The 19,118-nt window shown below is 44.6% G+C and carries 12 protein-coding genes; 8 read left to right on the plus strand and 4 right to left on the minus strand.

Annotated features, from left to right (window positions below):
* The first annotated feature begins 16 nt into the window (after positions 1 to 16).
* The 7 genes from GXO74_12300 to GXO74_12330 all read left to right on the plus strand — a co-directional run bounded on the left by GXO74_12300 (position 17) and on the right by GXO74_12330 (position 9,951).
* Positions 17 to 2,629, plus strand: a complete 2,613-nt coding sequence (locus GXO74_12300) for a hypothetical protein (GenBank protein NOZ62449.1) — start codon at positions 17 to 19, stop codon at positions 2,627 to 2,629.
* 231 nt (positions 2,630 to 2,860) lie between these two features.
* Positions 2,861 to 4,201, plus strand: a complete 1,341-nt coding sequence (locus GXO74_12305) for a glutamine synthetase (protein ID NOZ62450.1) — start codon at positions 2,861 to 2,863, stop codon at positions 4,199 to 4,201.
* Between the two features lie 240 nt (positions 4,202 to 4,441).
* Complete coding sequence (locus GXO74_12310) at positions 4,442 to 5,659, plus strand: serpin family protein (GenBank protein NOZ62451.1); 1,218 nt, start codon at positions 4,442 to 4,444, stop codon at positions 5,657 to 5,659.
* Between the two features lie 15 nt (positions 5,660 to 5,674).
* A complete protein-coding gene (locus tag GXO74_12315; protein NOZ62452.1) occupies positions 5,675 to 6,106 on the plus strand; it encodes a hypothetical protein in 432 nt (143 codons plus the stop codon).
* A gap of 473 nt (positions 6,107 to 6,579) precedes the next feature.
* The gene (locus GXO74_12320; GenBank protein NOZ62453.1) at positions 6,580 to 8,412 is read left to right on the plus strand and encodes a hypothetical protein; all 1,833 of its coding nucleotides are present in this window, start codon (positions 6,580 to 6,582) and stop codon (positions 8,410 to 8,412) included.
* A gap of 34 nt (positions 8,413 to 8,446) precedes the next feature.
* On the plus strand, positions 8,447 to 8,971 hold the full coding sequence (locus tag GXO74_12325; GenBank protein ID NOZ62454.1) for a DUF4416 family protein: 525 nt from the start codon (positions 8,447 to 8,449) through the stop codon (positions 8,969 to 8,971).
* Entirely contained in the window at positions 8,968 to 9,951 is a 984-nt protein-coding gene (locus GXO74_12330; protein ID NOZ62455.1) for a hypothetical protein, read from the plus strand. The genes GXO74_12325 and GXO74_12330 overlap by 4 nt, the downstream gene beginning before the upstream one ends.
* Before the next feature lie 422 nt (positions 9,952 to 10,373).
* On the opposite strand, the gene GXO74_12335 is transcribed toward GXO74_12330, so the two are convergent.
* The 4 genes from GXO74_12335 to GXO74_12350 all read right to left on the minus strand — a co-directional run bounded on the left by GXO74_12335 (position 10,374) and on the right by GXO74_12350 (position 16,070).
* A complete protein-coding gene (locus GXO74_12335; GenBank protein ID NOZ62456.1) occupies positions 10,374 to 10,787 on the minus strand; it encodes a hypothetical protein in 414 nt (137 codons plus the stop codon).
* A gap of 390 nt (positions 10,788 to 11,177) precedes the next feature.
* A complete protein-coding gene (locus GXO74_12340; protein ID NOZ62457.1) occupies positions 11,178 to 11,987 on the minus strand; it encodes a hypothetical protein in 810 nt (269 codons plus the stop codon).
* The gene (locus tag GXO74_12345; GenBank protein ID NOZ62458.1) at positions 11,984 to 13,114 is read right to left on the minus strand and encodes a PQQ-binding-like beta-propeller repeat protein; all 1,131 of its coding nucleotides are present in this window, start codon (positions 13,112 to 13,114) and stop codon (positions 11,984 to 11,986) included. The genes GXO74_12340 and GXO74_12345 overlap by 4 nt, the downstream gene beginning before the upstream one ends.
* A gap of 37 nt (positions 13,115 to 13,151) precedes the next feature.
* Positions 13,152 to 16,070 carry a hypothetical protein gene (locus tag GXO74_12350; protein NOZ62459.1) on the minus strand — a complete coding sequence of 973 codons (2,919 nt, stop codon included), beginning with the start codon at positions 16,068 to 16,070 and terminating at the stop codon, positions 13,152 to 13,154.
* Between the two features lie 593 nt (positions 16,071 to 16,663).
* Between GXO74_12350 and GXO74_12355 the strand changes: the two genes are divergently transcribed.
* Entirely contained in the window at positions 16,664 to 19,033 is a 2,370-nt protein-coding gene (locus tag GXO74_12355) for a T9SS type A sorting domain-containing protein (GenBank protein ID NOZ62460.1), read from the plus strand.
* Positions 19,034 to 19,118 lie beyond the last annotated feature (85 nt).

A 19,118-nucleotide genomic window follows, 5' to 3' on the forward strand; every position in this document is an offset into this window, starting at 1 on the left:
TTGATGGAGTTAGTTTATGAATTTGCGAAAACAGTCGTTACTGTTTGTCTTCTTTGTCGCCATCTTTTTTTTTAGTCTGACTTCTCTTTTTTCTCAAAATATCCCGACTCCGGAGTCGATTCTCGAATTCAAAATCGGGGCCGATTATCATCTCGCTGATTACCATCAGGCGATGCAATATTTCAAACAATTGGCAGGCGTCTCTCCGCGCATGAAATTGTTCACTGTCGGCAAAACCTCCCTGGGTCAGGACATGACTTATGCTGTTATTTCTTCGGAAAGCAACATCGAAAATGTGGAGAAATATAAAAATATCGCTCGCAGATTAGCTTTTGCCAAAGGAGTTAACGACAGCGCGGCTGAAAAGCTGGCAGCCGAGGGCAAGGCGATTGTGTACATCGACGGTGGCTTGCACGCTTCAGAATGCGCGCCGGCGCAGCATTTGCTTCAGTTGGCTTACGATTTAACCAGTACCGAGGCGCCCTATTGGAAAAATGTATTGGACAACACAATTCTGGTACTGGTTTTTGCCAATCCTGACGGCATGAATATTTTGGCGGATTGGTACCGTCAAAATTTGGGCACGCCTTACGAGGTGAGTTCGCTTCCCTGGCTTTACCACAAATACGTGGGGCATGACAATAATCGCGATTCCTACATGCTCAACATGATGGAGACGCAAAATCTCAATAAAATTATCAATCATATTTGGTTCCCCCAGATCGTTTACAATCATCATCAGACCGCGCCGTTTCCGGCGAGAATCTGGATTCCGCCAAACGCAGAGCCGACTAATCCCAACGTGCATCCGCTGCTTGTGCGTTGGCAGAATTTGATCGGTTCAGCCATGGGTATGGCATTTGATGAAGAAAATAAAGAAGGCGCAATTTCCAGAATTGTGTTTGACACCTGGTATCCCGGCTACGTGACGCAGGTGAATGATGCGCACAATGTCATTTCTATTCTGACGGAAACCGCGCTCTATCGCTACGCTACGCCGCATTTTTACACAGTGCGCGATTTTCCTGAATCGTATCAGGATTTCACCATCGCCGCTTTTTATCCCAATCCCTGGAAAGGCGGCTGGTGGAGAATCAGCGATGCTGTGGACTATTGCCTGACAGCTTCAAAAGCTGTACTGGCGACCGCAGCTCGCTACAAAGAAAAATTGCTTTTGGATCGCTACCGCATGGCGCGGGATGTGATCAAAAAATTTAAAAAAGAGCCGCCGTTTGGCTGGATCATTCCGGAGAAACAGATTGATCCTGGCTCCATGCAGCGAATGCTCTCCATTTTATCGGATCAGGCGATAGAAATTTATCGCGCGAAAACCTCTTTTACGCAGGACGGCGTGACTTATCCGGCGGGAACATACATCATTCCCACGAGTCAGGCATTCGGTTATTTTGCTAAAAATATGCTGGAAGAGCAGCAATATCCGGATTTGCGGAAATATCCGGAGTTGTGGCAGGGATTGGTTCGCATGCAAAAATTCAAAGGCGCTCCTTTTCGTTCCTACGATATCGCTGGCTGGACTTTGCCGTTGCAGATGAACGTGAAAGCGATTAAAGTAAATTCGCCGCTGAATGTTGAAATGGAGCAAGTTAAAAAGATTGAAGCGACGCCGGGAAAAATTGCCAGTGGTGGCGGTTATGCCTATTTGCTGGATGCGCGGCAAAATCTTTCCTACAAGGCGATCAATCGCATTCTGAAAAAAGACGGCACAGTGTACCGAAACACAAAATCATTCGCCGATTTTCCTGCCGGCATGTTCATCGTGCCGACTTCCAAAATAGTGAAAAATTTGATGAAAGATTTGGCAAAGAATTTGCAACTGCAAATCAAAATTCTAAAGAAAAAGCCGTCAGCGCCCATGTTTCAGGTCAAAAAGCCGCGCATCGGATTGTACAAATCCTGGGTCGCTAATATTGACGAAGGCTGGACGCGCTGGCTTTTTGAGCAATTTGAATTTGATTTTCAAAATATTCACGATGCTGAAATCAAAGCCGGAAATCTGAATCAGCGCTTTGACGTGATTATCATTCCCAGCCAGTGGAAAGACGCCATCATTAACGGCAACAAATTAGGCACGATGCCGCCGGAATACATCGGAGGTCTGGGTTACAACGGCGTGGAAAATTTAAAGACTTTTGCGGAGAACGGCGGCACAATTATTGGAATGAATTCGTCGTGCGATTTTTTGATCGAATCTTTACAATTGCCTGTTTCAAATCTGTTGAAAGACGTCAAAAGCGACAAGTTTGTTTGTAGCGGTTCGATTTTGCGCATGGAATTTGACACGAAAAATCCTATTGCTTATGGCATGGAAGAAATTCAGCCGGCGGTTTTTAATCGCAGTCCGGTTTTTAAATTGCATCCCTCTTTTGAGGACAAGCAGGCGAGCACTGCCGTCGCCAAATATCCGCGCCGGAAATTGCTATTGAGCGGATTCATTTACGGCGAAAAGATGCTACAGGGAAATGTGGCTGTCGCTGATGTACCGGTTAAAAATGGTCGCTGTATTTTATTGGGATTCGCCGTGAAAAATCGCGATCAGGCGCTCGGCACATTTAAGTTGTTATTCAATTCCGTACTTTACGGTTCATCTGAAAAAACAAAAAGCAAGTAACTTTTTCATATTCCTGTTCTTTGAAGCGAAGCCATTCCGACTTTATCAGGGATGGTTTCGCTTTTTTTTTAAGTTTTGAGTTTCGAGTTAAGGATGACATGAAATTTATGCGGGTGGAACTTTAAACCCTAAACTTTGAACGAAAAAGAGATGCCAAATATTGTGGCATAAATTTGATAAAAAGAAGAGCCAAAATACCAATCTAACTAACCGCTTAATTTAAGGAGAAACATGATGGAAGAAATGACGAAGCAGAAAGTCCTTGAAGTGGCAAAGGCGAACAAAGTCCGCTTCGTGAGATTCTGGTTCACGGACATTCTCGGTTTTCTGAAAAGTTTTGCTATCACAATTGATGAACTGGATAGCGCATTGGACGAAGGGCGTGGATTTGACGGCTCCTCGATAGAAGGATTCGCTCGTATCGACGAAAGCGATATGATCGCCATGCCTGATATTAACACGTTCACAATTTTGCCACAGAGATCTGCCGAAGATTCTGTGATGGCTGCCGTGTTTTGCGACATTTACACGCCTGACGGCAAATTTTACGAATGCGATCCGCGCTGGGTGCTGAAAAATAATCTGGAGCGGATGAAAAAAATGGGGTTTGACGACATGTACGTGGGGCCGGAATTGGAATATTTTTATTTCAAATCTGCTACTGGTAAACCCGAGGTACTCGATCAGGGCGGCTATTTTGATTTGACGCCATTGGACGTTGCCAGCGATCTGAGAAAAGAGACCGTACTCATGTTGGAACAGGTGGGTATTCGTGTGGAATATTCGCATCACGAGGTTGGTCCCAGCCAGCACGAAATCGATTTGCGGTACTCCGATGCGCTGCACATGGCTGATTATTCAATGACTTATCGTCTTATTGTAAAAGAAGTCGCTTTGAAATACGGAGTCTATGCCACTTTTATGCCGAAGCCGATATTCGGCCAAAACGGAAGCGGCATGCACACGCATCAGTCGCTGTTCAAAAACGGGAAAAATGCTTTTTTTGATGCAAACAAACCCTATTATCTCTCCGATGATGCGAGAAAATATATCGCGGGACTGCTGCGTCACGCGCCGGAGTTCACTATCGTGACGAATCAGTGGATAAATTCGTACAAGAGATTGGTTCCCGGCTACGAAGCGCCGGTCTATTTGTCCTGGGGAAACAAAAATCGCTCAGACCTCATTCGCGTTCCCGGCTACACTCCGGGCAAGGAAAGCGGCACGCGCGTGGAATTTCGCTCTCCGGATCCTGCCTGTAATCCGTACCTGGCATTTTCTGTGATGCTGGCGGCAGGATTGGAAGGCATCAAAAACAATTATGAACCCGTCGAACCGCTTGATCGCAATGTTTATCAAATGACAGAAAAAGAGCGGATCGAATTAGGAGTCGGTACTTTGCCCAAAGATTTGTACGAAGCCATTCAGATTGCCAAAAAGAGCGAATTTTTGAAAAAAGCACTGGGTGAGAGATTGTTTGAAAAATTTATCGCCAACAAAGAGATCGAATGGGAGAATTATCGCGCGCAAGTGACAAATTATGAATTAAGTCGCTATTTGCCGATCCTGTGATTTTGTGCAACATGAGTTATTGGCGATTTAAATTTTGTAGAAAGACCTAAAAAAATTGCCCCGCCGCGAGTTATTTGATTGTTCGAGAAAAACAAAGCGGCGGGTTTTTTTTAGTGTAAATTTGCCGGAGAAAAAATAGAACTTAATCGTTGATAATTCGTCTAATATTATAGCTTTTTTGGTATTCGGCAAATTTAATCTTGCTTTTTCTTTTCATATTTTCTGCAAAAGGAGGTTGCCATGCGCATCTTCACCAAAACAATTCCCATTGCTTTGTTGACGATCATTTTGCTTTTCGTTTTTAATTGCTCTCAAACGAACAAAAACGTGGAGGCTGCTCCGGTGAAAAATATTTCTCGCGCTACAAACACTTTTGGGGTGCTGTTGCTGCGGAAAATGGTTGCCATGTCCAATGAAGAAAATGTCGTCATTTCTCCGATCAGCATTTCCGCTGCTTTGTCCATGACGCTGAATGGGGCGGACAAAGAAACCTTGCAGACGATGAAAAAAGCGCTGTCTCTGGAGAAGTATTCTTCTGAACAGATCAATCGCTACTATCGTGCTTTGCTGGATAGTCTGCCGGAGCTGGACCGGGAAGTTCAACTCAAAATTGGCAATGCCATTTGGTATCGGGACGAATTTCGCGTGAGGTCAAAATTTAAACGGACTCTGGAAAAATTTTATCATGCTGAAATTAACGAGGCTGATTTCAAAGACAGTCGCGTTGTCGATGAAATCAATGGCTGGGTGCAAAAAAGTACCAATGGCAAAATTTCCAATATCATCGACCGCGTGAATCCCGCGGATGTGATGTATTTGCTGAACGCCGTGTATTTCAAAGGAATGTGGCAGCATCGTTTTGATGAGAGAGCGACCGAAGAAGCGGTGTTTTATCCGGCGTCGGGAAACAAAACAACTTGCCAGATGATGAAAGCTTCGAAAAAATTTGTCTATTTCGAGGATGAAAAGGTGCAGGTAGTTCATCTGCCTTACGGTAGCGGAGAATTTGAAATGGTTGTGATTTTGCCGCAGGAAAATGTCTCGCTGGATTCATTGGTCGAACAGGTCGATACCACTTCTTTTCTGGGCTGGCTCGCTTCCGGAAGCAAAGAAACTGTCGCCCTCTCTTTTCCAAAATTTAAGATAAAATACAAAAAATCCCTGAAATCCGTATTGTCTCAAATGGGCATGCGAAATGCTTTTCAGCCCGGGGCCGATTTTTCAAAAATGGTGAAAGATGAAAAACTAAACATCAGCGATGTGAAACACAAGACTTTCATCGAGGTTAACGAAAAAGGCACAGAAGCGGCCGCGGTCACCGGAGTGACAATGGTCCTCTCGGCCGCGCGTCCATCGAGAATTTATCGTATGGAAGTGAACAGACCCTTTTTATTCGTGATTACTGAAAAAAAATTCAATGACATTCTGTTCATGGGAAAAATCGGAAAGCCGGAATAAATTAGGAGGTGCGCCATGAAACCAAAACGCTATCTGATTTTGGGAGTCATAATTACAGTCTTGATTTTTGTTTTTTGTAAACTTAACCCATTTCAATCTGGCGATGAATCACGTGTGTTCAATTACAGCGCTTTTGATTCCACAGCAGTGAAAGTCGTCCAGGGCTGGATGAAATTGAAGGTGGACGCTAAAAATAAGGTCAGCGGCGAATGGCATTTTGAGAAAATAACTAACGATGCGAATGCCGGACCGCAGAATGGGTCCGGCGAGCTTGTCGGGCAGATCGAGAAAAATGTGTTTTCTCTGAATTTGAATCCGAATATGGTCGATAATAATGTTTTTTTGCGGGCGGACTGGAACGAGGAAAAAATGGAAGGCGTCTGGCAGTTCGTTGGTTTCCCGGGCGTGATCAATCAAGGCAAGTTTATTGCAACGGCTAATCGATAATTTTTTTTATTGCTTAACTTTTGCAAAATTTTTTTTTCATAAATACTGAAGGATAGAAAAACGTACCACAAAAGGTTCTCAAATATCTCGCTTCCATTCAAATATATCTTGATAAAATAATCCGGACGTATTTGTGTGAATGGCAAAATAATTACCGACAAAATAATTTTTGGAACTATGAAATTAAAAAAAGACGTTGATTCTCTCTGAACATAAATTTTTTTTTGTGAACGCCCAATATTTTAAAGTTGTTTTGTCATTTTGCAAATGACAATTGTGCGGGAAAAGTATTTTCAGGATCAATTATTTTGCCCAAAATCATTTTGCCGAAAAATAAAATTGGTTTTAATTCCGACATCGCCTGATATTTTCTGTGTTTTTATTCTTTCAACTATTTTTATCAAAACTCGTTCAACCTCTGGCGGATAACAGTTAAATTCGCAAAAGTTTAGTTAATTGAAAAAGGTGGAAAGATGAGGCCGCGCATATTTTTTCTCTTGATCTTGTTTCAGTTGATGCTGGGCGTTTCCGGCAATTTGTTTGGACAGTACTGGGGGGAGATGGTGCTGGAAAAATCTTTTGAACAGGAGAATTTCTTTTTTACCCCCACGGAGTTGAAACCTTACGGACTGTCAACATACGCCAGTGTCGCGCCCGGACTTTTTTCCGATCCGCTGCTGAATCTCTCGCTCAATCCGAGCTGGGCGTGGCAGGATTCCGGCCAAGATATTTACGTTTATGCGGATTTTCGCTCGATTCACAATTTGCAGGATAATCGATACGGCATTATTCCGGCTTACGATTATGCTGCCTTGCGCGCTGATGCAAATGATTTCTTTCCTTTCTATTATTCTGAACCGCGCCGGGAAACGCTGCCTTTTTTCGCCGGAGCCCTGCTTCTTCGTCCGATAAAAATATGGGGCAGCAAGCCGCTTTTTGGCGTAACTTACCGCATGATTTTTCAGGATGAAGATTATTACGCGATTCCTTTTGATATCTATCGTTCGGCAATTGGCATGGATTACTCCGGCAACCGTTATCTCGACGAAAATTCAATGCCTGTGATCGACCGTTACCGCGGCGAAAACAGGATGAATCAGACAGGGCATTTTTTGTCGCTCTTTTCCGCCGTCGGGCTCACAAAATGGCTAGATCTCGGCTTTCGCGTCAATCGCACGACTTTTAATCGCGACGGAAAAATTGGCTCTCACAATTTCTGGCCAGGCAACAACGAGCCATCGCTGTGGGAAGACTGGGAATGGCGCACGCAAAATTACGACCATTGGGATTTTTCCGGCGCTTTTTCTGTGAAATTGAAAGACGATATTCGCCTCGGTGGCAAAATCGGCTATTTGCAGGGAGATGTCTCGCAGATTCTGGGGACGTCTGACTCCTCGTATTATTCCTGGGGGCAGATCAATCAGGGTGAGAATTGGTCTCTTTACAATCGCTCCGGTGCAAGCAGTAAATCCTGGGCACATGACGGAAAAACTTATTACGGCGGTATTGACTTCCGTTTTCGATTGTCGCCTTCGTTGACATCGGTGTTTTATTTTTTGCATGAACAAGCGGACGGCGATGTTTCTTTGAAAGCGAACATTTCCGATTCCTCTTACAGCAATTACCATTCTGTTTGGGAGCAAAACACCTGGGATAATGTTTACTCATACTCACTCGAGGATCGGCGGACAGGTTCGGGGACGAAAACGCGGGTGCGAAATTTATTTTCCTGGTTTTTTCAATGGCAAATGGACGGCAGTAAAGCGCTGAATTTTGGATTGCAGCTTGAAAATCAGGACCGTCGCACGAAAACGAGCGAGCGCGTATGGGCAGACAGATTTTCTCACAATAGTTATTCCAATACGAACCCGGACTATTCCAACGGCGAATTTTTCAACGCAGTGACTGAAGTCAAGGAACTGGATTGGGATTTTCGCGCCAGACGAACAGATGTGCGTATTCCTGTTATTTTCAACTGGCGCGTGTCGCACGCCGTGGATTTAATTTTCGGCATCAATCGCACCATGTCCAGATGGACGATTGACGATGAAACTCTTGCCAAATTTGATTATCGAGTAACGACAACCGACACGAGTACAGTGAGAAAAGAAAATTTTGCCGAACGCTACCGCGAGCCGCAGGAAAAAAGGACGCAGATTCAAACAACGATGATGGCAGGAATTACTTTCCGACCCAGCGAAAATTTGAGTGTACGTCTGTTGACCGTGCCGCGGTTTGAAAACAGATATAGTGGCTCGGAGCTGAGCCATCTGGAGTGGTGGTTGAGTTTGAATTTTGCGAAATAATTTTTTACATTGAGAAATCAGGAATTTATTAAATATGGAACCACTGCCTCCGCCAATGACCAAATTGATTTGCGGCGTGCTGTTTACAAAAGAAAATTTGCTGGACGACGCGCGCCAACTCATGATCGAAAAATTCGGCGATATTGATTTTGAGAGCGGGATATTCCCCTTTGAGGTGTCCGACTATTACAAGCCGGAGATGGGGTGGCCTATTTTTCGAATTTTCTGGTCATTTGCGCCGCTGATTGCTCCTTCGAAATTAGCAGAAATCAAGCTGACCTGCAACGAATTGGAAAATAGTATTGCCGTAGCAGGAAAACGAAAAGTGAACCTGGATCCGGGCTACCTGGATTACGATAAAATTGTCCTCGCCTCGGCGAAATACAATTGGCAAAAAATTTATCTGGACAAGGGGATTTACGCCGACCCGACGCTGCGTTACGAGAAAGGTCATTATCACCCCTTTCCGTGGAGCTTTCCGGATTTTAAGGACGGACAATACGAAAAAGTATTTTTGCGCATCAGAGAATTGTACAAACAGCAACGGAAACAGAAATGAAAAGTTATCAGATTATTGCGACTCTGGGACCGGCGACAGAAAATAGAATAAGTGACTTAATCGCAGGAGGCGCCACCGGATTTCGTTTGAATTGCGCGCATCTCTCCTGGGAGAAATTATCTCGATATCTGTTGCGTCTGGAAGAAATTTTTCAGCGAATCGGCGATTCCATGCCGGTGTGGCTCGACTTACAGGGCACGAAACTGCGGTTGGGGGTGTTGCAAAAACCGCAGAAAATCGACGCCGGGCAAAAAATCAAGTTCGTTCCGGACTACAACGAAAAAAACGATGCCATCCCTTTCCCTCATTTGCCCATGTTTCGTGAGATCAAACCCGGCGACGCCATGGTGATCGATGACGGGAAAATTGAATTGGAGGTTGAGAAATCCAATTATCAGGAAATTGCCGCCATTGTCCGCCGCGGCGGAGTACTGCAATCATTCAAGGGTGTGACTTTTGTCAATAAAATGCCTTCGTTTCAGGAAGTGACCGGCCGCGACAGAACAATCATCGAACAGACTTCGTCACTGAAATTTTTAGGCTACGCGATTTCCTATTTGCAAAATGCGGAAGAATTGCAATTATTCCGCGATGTTGCTGGTGGTAAGCCGTTAACGGCAAAAATTGAACGCGAGGAGGCGCTACGAAATCTGGTCGAAATTTCTGCAATCGCCAATGTGACCTGGCTCTGCCGCGGCGATCTGGGAGCAAACACCAATGTTTTTGACCTTTACCATTACGAACGCCATTTTGCGAAAATCATGGCCATGAGCGGGAAGCCGTACCTCATCGCCGGGCAGGCGCTGGAACATTTTACTCACAATCCATCTGCCACGCGCGCGGAAATTGCGCATCTGGGATTTTTGGTCGATTTGGGTTTCTCGGGCGTGGTTTTGTCCGATGAGACGGCGATTGGCGATTTCCCCGTCGAGGCTGTGAAATTTTGTCGGGATTTGTTCGAATATTTGCCGGATCAATGAATTTTGCCGGCAATTCCAAACTTCGCTGTAAGCCAAAATTAATTTTCTGAACATCTTTGTTTTCGGGAAAGAAGAGACAAAATAATTCCGGAAATAATTTCCGTTTGTTTACTCCTGATTTTGTCTTGCGCCAGCTTTTTTCTTTTTTTAGAAAAAATCAGATCGATTTCGATGCCGAGAAATTGATGCAAAGGCAGAACGATGTCACGTGTCAATTTAGCGGTCGTATCTCAATTAAACGCTGCGGGCGCATTTTCGCAAATTTCTGATCAACCAATGTGAGAAAATGCGCCATCGGCGTGCCCCCTTTTGACGCGATCTGTCAAATACACGTTGAATGTCCGCCATTTTCGGGGACGATGCTGCGATCAATACTTCATGACCGAAAAACTGGGCAACCTGGCAACGCGGCTGTCACTATTCTATTTTTTTAATTTATAAAAATTTCTCACTTTGGCAATAATTTGGGCTTGGGTCATTTTGTCGGCAGGTTCAACAGCAAGCACTTTGGGCGCCAGCGCGACGATTCCCTGAATTTCATGATTCAATTCCTTTTTTGCTGACCCCGGCCCGAATAAATAAATTTTTGCCGCCTTGGAAATTTGTTTAATCACTTGGTCATAAAATTCTTTAATTTGATGCTGGCGTCGTAGCTTTGATTTTTCCGGGGAGACGCCCCCTTTGCTGTAGGGAGTTCTCGTTCCTACCCCTCCGGTGGATTTAATGAGCGGCTCGACTTCGGACTCGACAATTTTTGTATCGACTTCGCCGTCCGGTTTCAAATTTACGATGAAAGCCCTGCCGTGATCCACCCAGAGACCAACATTGTGATTCATGTCGCTTCTCCTTTCAAGGATTTTTTAGTCATTGAATTAAACAATTCAGTTAAAAAAGCGATGTATCTGCGTTCAGCACGATCGAAAGAAAAAAATTATTTCACAGATGATTTGCTTTGGAAATATTATTAACTTTTAATACGGCTGCATAATAGTTCGCCTTAAGGCTTTGGGGTTTATTTAGACTATTTTGGCCAAAGCCCGATTCGAAAAGGCGCGCGTGTTTATTCACGTGTTGAAGTTTGTGGCGCTGAAATCCATTTTGGCGAGTAACCGCCGCATTCGTTGAATTTTGATCGGTCATCCAGATTGTTAGTGTCTTTTCCCTTGTCAAACTTTTTGATAAGATAATTTCAGGCAAGTCCGTCCTTTGATAATTGTTGCAAAATTCTAATGATAAGATTGGTAAAGCATGTAAAATGAAAGTAGAAAACATCCCTGAAACACGCCGAGCGCAATGTTGGAATCGTTATCGTATTTTAATGAATTGTCAAAGTATCGATTCATTTTATTTAAAGAAGAACTTCCCAGATAATTGTGATAGTTTTTGTTTGCTTGTTGTTTAAAGTAAATGGAACTCAATCCTGAAAACGCCGAAAGCGCCCACAATCCATACGTTGCTTTCCGATAGTGAGATTGTCTTCTTTTTTGCAAATGCAGCATGAGTTGCTGCCGCTGGAATTCTTTTTCATTTCGCGAGAGTTGAATGTTGAAAAACGCCGGATATTTGCCATTGAAGGTCACGGTTTCAGGATAATAATTAGTTTTGCGAATGGTAAACTCAGTTCCCGCAGCGACCTTTTTGATGAAATAAATTGGCGTCTCTCCGATCAATTTGTCATTTGCGTACACTTGTGCGCCATCCGGCTGGCTGCGAAAAACAATGATTTCAACGAATTTGGGGCGCACGGTCAAAGTTTCCGCCGGAGCAACGTAAATTTCACGACGCCAATCAAATTGCCCCCAGAGATAGCGTTGCGGATTCAGCGCTGTCACAGAGTGTTTTCCGACTGTCGCTAAAAAAGGAGGCAGCGGTGTTGTCCCCACCTTTTTGTCGTCAAGCAAGATTTCGACGCTGTCGCGTTCAGTCTGGATGCGGACAAATCCCGTTCGAACGCTCCGCTTCGTCTGCCCGTTTGCCGCGTTTAAGATCAGGGTCGCCGAAATGAAAAAGATTGTCAAAATGGCGCTAAATTTCATTCCATTTCTTTGCTTTGAAAAATGAAAATGTCGTGGTCTTCGGAAGCGCAAATAAGATATTTTCCCCAGATAATCGGATCGGTGCGAATTCTGCCTTTGGTTTGAAATTTCCAGAGTTCCTCTCCGGTTTTTATGTCCAGCGCGTAAAGATAATGGTCCAGAGAGCCAAAAAATACCAGTTGGCCGCAAATCAGCGGCGTCGTGCTAATGACGCTTCCGGCGTGAAAAGTCCAGCGAAGCGTTCCGTTTTCAGGATTTAGACAATAAAGCTTTTCATCTGTTGAACCAAAAATAACTGCTGATTTTACGAGCGCAGGGCTGTTCAGAATTTGTCCGCCGGTTTCAAATTTCCAGCGTAATTTTCCGTCTCTGGCGTCGAGAGCGTAGAAAAAATCATCTGTAGAGCCGATGAAAACCGTGCTGTCGAGCACTGCCCCGGCGCCCTGAACAGCGCCGTTCGTCGCAAATTTCCAAACGATTTCACCGTTATCGTCGTTAATCGCGTAAACCTGATTGTCGTCGCAGCCAAAGAAGATCAATTTTCCGTCCGAGGCCGGCGACGAATGAATCTGCTTGGGAAGGTCTGTCTTCCAGATTCGCTCGCCAGACATAAGTTGATATTTATCAATATGTTTGTAAAGGGCAGTCACGATAATTTCATTGTCAGAAATGAGCGGCTCCGAGTCGATGTCGCCGGCATTAATGTGCCAGAAAATTTTTCCGGCAGTTAAATTGTAACCAAAGAGCGTATCGTCTCCGTAACGTCGGGCAATGATCAAGACAGAATCCTGCACCGCGAGTGTGGAGTGCAGTTCCATGTTTTTGTGACCTGCTTCCTTTTTTTTGATCAAATCGTAAACATAGACGTTACCGTCCAGCGTTGTGAAAAATAAAAGACCGTCCGCCGCCAGTAAAGTTTTTCCCACCGCAGAAGAAGCGCTAACGCGTTCCACAAGTTCCAGCGGCAGAGAAAATTTTCCCGGATAGACATGGGTGCGAGCGCTATTTCCGCCCCATATTGTCCAATTGGGAATGTCGTCAATGACAACAGGCCGCTGTTGAAGTTGAATTTTTGCGCAGTTGAGGAGAATGACGATAATTGACAAAGCCAAGAGACGAATTTTCAAATAGAAGTTCTCCAATTTCTCTTCGGGTGTTATGAAATCAGAAATCCCAACCAAAGAAGAATTGCTTAAAATAGCCGGACTGAATATCAAATTTGTCCGCGTCGAGCAGATGATTGATATCGCTAAAGTTAAACTTTTTTCCGAAATCAAATCGCAACACAAGCACGCCGCCCAATCGAAACCGAACGCCCAAACCCGCGCTTCCGAGCACATTGTCCAGATGGTCGTTCCAGGCGTTTCCCAAATCCACAAAGGCGGCGCCGCGAATAGCGCTGAAAGTCATGCCGCCAAAGGGAAATTTAATCAGAAAACGATCAATGAACGGAAAGCGTAATTCATTATTAATCAGAAATATTTTTTTGCCCCACAGCGACCAGCGACGATAACCGCGCAAATCCCAACTGCCGCCCATGTAAAAGGGGAGCGCTTCTTTGCCGTGATTGTAGCGCGTCATCGCCCGAAAAGCGAATGCCGATTGCCGCGACAGCCGAAAATATTTACGCGCGTCAAAAATAATGGTGTAAAAATTGACGTTTGAGTGCCGCACGTCCGTTGTATTTCCGATGGTCACGTTAATTCGTTCGCCATCCAGCGGGCCTGTCGGTCCCCACAGAGAATTATCTTTGACGTAGCCGATAAAATTGGACAGTAGCAGCGCGCTTCGGCTGTAATTCGTGCCGTACCATTCTTTATAAGACTGGCGGAAATTAATGTTCCCTTCAATGCGCTCAAAAGTTGATAACGGATAACTCACGGAACCGAATCCGCCGTACCATCTTTCGTAGAAAAAGCCGTCGTACCAGTTAAAATATCGCCCGGCGAAATGATAGAGCCCAACGGCGTAATTCGTACGATGAGAAAGGTCGAGTCGGGAAATAGCGACGTTGAAACTTTCCAGAAATTCAGATCGCGTCTGAGCGTTATTAAATACTAAAAAGTGGTACTGATAGTTCCCGAGCATGTCGCTGATTGCTAATTGTGCGCCGCCGGAAGTGCCAAACATCGGGTCTTGCGTGACCGCGCTTTGCGCTACGTCGAGATTAAATTTTGGCTTGTATCTGACCGTCGTGACCGTGCTGTGGGCGATGATTTTGTCGAAATAGGGGGTGGTAATTTTTGTGGCAATGGAATCTTCCATCGCAATTTTACTGCTGTCGTAGCGCGCCGGGATATTGTCCAGAAGCTGAATTTGAAAAGAAAAGTTTTCGAATGCCGTGAAAAGAAGTCTGTTATCATCCGTCCAGTCCGGGTCCTGTGCGCCAGTGGTGAAATTAGTAATTTTTCGAATTTCAGATTTGGAATGAATCAACGAAAATGGCGGCAGCAAATTGCCGGTAACATTTGTATTCCGCGAGGCCAGTAAGGGCTCGCTTTGAGGCAGACCATTTTTGACGACCCAGATGTTCAGCGCGCCGTCTCTGTCCGAGGTGAACGCGAGAAATTTGTTGTCCGGCGAAACAGCGGGAGCGTAGTCATTGTGCGCACCGTAAGTCAAGTGATAAATTTCTCCGGTGGAAACTTGCAAGGCAAACAGGTTGTAATAATTTTTATTTCCGAAAGAAGTTCTGTCAGAGCTAAAAAAAATAAATTCTCCTGTAGCGTCCCAGACCGGATCTCTATCGCTGAAATAGTCGTTTGTCAGTCGCGTCAGTTCGCCGCTTTTCAGATTCAACTGAAAAAGATCGCATTTGCCGGAAAAATCAATGCCGGTGAAAGCGAGAAATTGATTGTCAGGCGACCACGACGGCGAAAACAGGGTCACTATTTTATCGAAGCGGAATTTCTTTTCCTTGCGCCGCGAATTAATGTCATAAATGTACAGCGCATCGGTCGCCCCGCTCTTGGAAACAAAACACAGTTCGCCGCGCGAGTTCACATCAATTTTGCTGTTCAAAATATGAAAAGATTCAAAATCTGCCGTGCGTTCGCCTCTGACAACGATGTCGATATTTTGCTCTTTCTCTCTCGATTGCTTTGAGGGATCAGGGAATGGCATCTGGTAAATATTGGAATAGCCGGAGCGATTGGAAACAAACGCCAGCGCCGGCTCATTGTTATTACGAAAAAAAGCTGGTTTCGTGTTGATGCCATTGAAGGTGATTTTTTGGCTGACCATCTCCGGAAAATCGCGATGGGCCAAGATCGGATAGTACTTTTTTTTCAGATAGTAGAGCCATTCTTTGTCAAATTGCTGATAATTTTTTTGAATGGTCAATTGCAGCACATTGGAAAAATGCTCTTCTTTCCAGGCATTGCGGATGAGTTGAATAATTTTTTCTTCGCCGTATTGATCGGCGATATATTTGAGTATTGCCTGCCCTTCTTTGTACATTAAAAATGTGCCGTAAATTTGATACATCGATTCCAGCGGAACGAGATAATTGTGCAGCACCGCGTCTTTGATGAACATTTCGGCTTTATCGTCCCAGCCGATGGACCAGTATTCTGCCAATCCTTCGACGAACCACAGCGGTAGTGCGGGAAAATGCGTTCTGTGGTGATCTTTCAAAATACGGTAGTGGAGGCTGTGAGTGAAGACATGAACCAACTCGTGCCGGATGACGCGTTTGAATTCGGGAATGGAACCGTTCGCCGGAATGACGACGCGGCCTTTGATGAATTCGAAAAATCCGCCCACGCCCTCGGGCAAAATGGACGGCGTCGTGTTTGTCTGTTGAAAATGAATGTGGTTGGAATAAAAAATCAACGGAATGCGGCGATCAATGCTGTGGTTGAATTTGTCTTCCAGCACGCGGTAAGCTTCTTCTGCCGCAGCCGCGCCAATCTCCGCCAACTCTCTCATCTCAGGGTAGTAGTAAATATCGAAATGCTCGGTTTTCAGGATGTACCAGGTGAAATTGTTGTAAATCACCTTGTTCCTGCCGAAATAATACTGACTGAATCCCTGAGTCGTGATGACTAATAAAAAAATGATTAAAATTCCAAGTCGTCGCATTTTACTCAAAATTCGCTTGGTTGAAATTCTCGGTTTAAATGCAAATAATTAGACGCCGTAAAAGCTATTTCGTTCTAATTTATATGAAAAAAAGATGGAATGCAAGTAATTTTTATTCCAAGTGAAAATTTTGTGTCGTACAATTGGATTCTTTTGCTCATTTTCCGACAACAATCGGTCTCAAATAGTCTGCGATCTAATTTCTTCAAATAATTTCGGATTTAATTCGTAAGGATTTTAGCTTCGTGACTTTCGCAATTGTTATGATTAAAAAGCTCACCTCCAAAACCCGGAGTAAAAAAAATTTCAGCGAGCCTTGAAATACAAAATAGATTGAAAGCAAGCGGGCGGTTTCTCAAAATTTTCTTATGCAAAAATTAATTTTTCCATAACTTTTCCAATTAAAGCTTGACACTAAATGTAATTATTTTTATATTATTATCTTGCTTTTCGGAAATCAAATTGCCTGAACCAGCGTCGAACTAAATTTATGTATGAATGCTTCAAATGCATAACCCCACAATGGACGAGCCGAATGGTGCAGGGACAAAAATCATTCCATTACGGAAAAAAATACAGCGAAAGGAAATTTTTTGAATAAGAATGTCACATTAATAATGTTAGCTGCGGTTTTCTTCACCGGAGCTTTGTTTGCGGATACAATTCCTATTAGCCAGTTACATCAAAATGACAGCGACGGCGTGCCGACTCTGTTGGGCCAGACCGTTTCCATTCGAGGAGAAGTAACAGTTGCAGCACAATTTGGCGTGAGTTCCTACGTAGAAGATGAAACGGGCGGCGTGGCGATTTACGACGATGCCTTTGCAAAAGCGGTGAACGTCGGCGATTTGGTTACTGTAACCGGCACTGTTGATCAGTACAAAGGATTGACGGAATTGAAATCAGTTGTGATCGACGAGCATGTTCCGGGTAGCCCTGCTGTTACGCCAGAAATTGTTACTTGCAAAATGATCGCGGACGAAGGCGCCAATGGTGTCGAGACGCTCGAGGGACGGCTCATTCGCATTAACGGCGTCATTGTTGATACGGATTCCTGGGCGGTTTCCGGTTCCGGCACGAATTACACGCTAACAGATGCCACTGGCAGTTGCGAGATTCGCATTGACAAAGATTGCGCCATAGCCAATACAAATTCTCCGAGCGGCTCCTTTGACGTCATCGGCGTTGTTTCTCAGTATGATTTCTCAGCGCCGTACACCGACGGCTATCAAGTGATGCCGCGCTTTTTGGAAGATATCATTTTTCTGTCCGGCCCTAAAATTATTCAGGGCCCTGAGATAACAAAGATTGAACCTTACGCCCTCGAAATTTCCTGGGGAACAGACGTGGCGGCCAACTCTATTCTGATGTACGGTTTAACAAATCAATTTGAGATTGACACGTTAACTTTTTCGGAAGTAGGAACAGGTCACGCAATTTATTTGAACAATCTCACTCCGGCGACTTTGTACCACATTCGCGTCGGCTCGGCAAATGAGACTGGGGCTAACTATTCCGGCGATCTGTTTGCCATGACTGCCTCAGATCCGTCTTCCACGGGCGAAATTAATGTTTATTTCAACCATTCAGTAGATCATTCGCTGGCAATGTCTGGCAATGAAGCGCAAGGAAATCAAGACCTGGCGCAGAAATTCATTGATCGGGTGAACGCAGCGCAGTATTCCATTGATGTCTGCATTTATTCTTGGGATTTGTACAACGTGGCAAACGCTATTATTGACGCCAAAAATCGCGGTGTGAAAATTCGTTTTATCAATGACGCGGATCATGCCTACCAGACGCAAATTACCAAACTGCGCTCTGCCGGAATTCAGGTGATTGACCAGAGTTTTAGTGAATTGGGCAGTTGGGGAATTCAACACAATAAATTCGCTGTTTTTGACGCTCGCGACAATAGCTCGGCTGCGGATGATTGGGTCTGGACCGGCTCTGTGAATTTTACTGACTATTCGGAATTGGGCGTAAATGCATTTCAGAATGCGCTCGAAATCCGAGATCAATCGTTGGCAAAGGCTTACACGCTGGAGTTTGAAGAAATGTGGGGTTCAAATACCGATACTCCGAACAGCGCAGTTTCCCGCTTTGGCGCCAACAAGACGGACAATTTGCCGCATCATTTCAATATTGGCGGCAGACGCGTGGAATTGTACATGTGCCCGACAGACGGGGCGACGTCGCAAATCATCGAAGAAATTGAACATGCAGATCGGGAAATTTATTTTTCAATTTTAGCGTTCACCAGATACGACGTGCAGGACGCCATGCATGAGCGAGTTTTAGCGCGGCCGACATTTTACCTCCGCGGTGTTTTTGATAGCGGCCAAGATCAGTCCAGCCAATACTATCCCATGAGCGGCTCCGGAGATAATGGCTGGAATCCTGCGGCAGATGTCCGGCTCGATGCCGAATACGGTGTTCTGCATCACAAGTACATGATCATCGACGCCAACCACGCTGAATATGATCCGGTCGTGATTACCGGCTCGCAAAATTGGTCAACGAGCGCTGAAACAAAAAATGATGAAAATACGCTGATCATCCACGATGAAAAAATTGCCAACCAATATTTGCAAGAATTTGCCGCTCGTTATCACGCAGCCGGCGGAAGCGCTTCATTGACGCAAGTCAATGAAAAACAATCTATTGAGTTACCAAAAAAGTTTTGGCTGGAACAAAATTATCCCAATCCGTTTAATAGTCATACCATCGTTCGCTTTCAGATTTCCAAGGAGAGCCGTATTCATTTTATCATTTACAATGTGCAGGGAAAAATTGTGCGCAACGATGATTTGGGAATTCTTCCCGCTGGCAAACATCGTTTGCAATGGGACGCGAAAAATTGGCGCCATCAAACTGTGGCGGCGGGTGTTTATTTTTACATTTTGCGAACAAACGAGACAATGACCTCGACACAAGTCGGAAAAATGATATATTTGCCTTAATTTTTATGCTGAAAATTAAGGCTTTTTTGTTTAGGGACTTTTTAAAATATTTAAATAACTTTCTCAGCAAAATGATGAATAGAGG

The organism is Calditrichota bacterium, from assembly GCA_013152715.1.
Lineage (GTDB): Bacteria > Zhuqueibacterota > Zhuqueibacteria > Thermofontimicrobiales > Thermofontimicrobiaceae > 4484-87.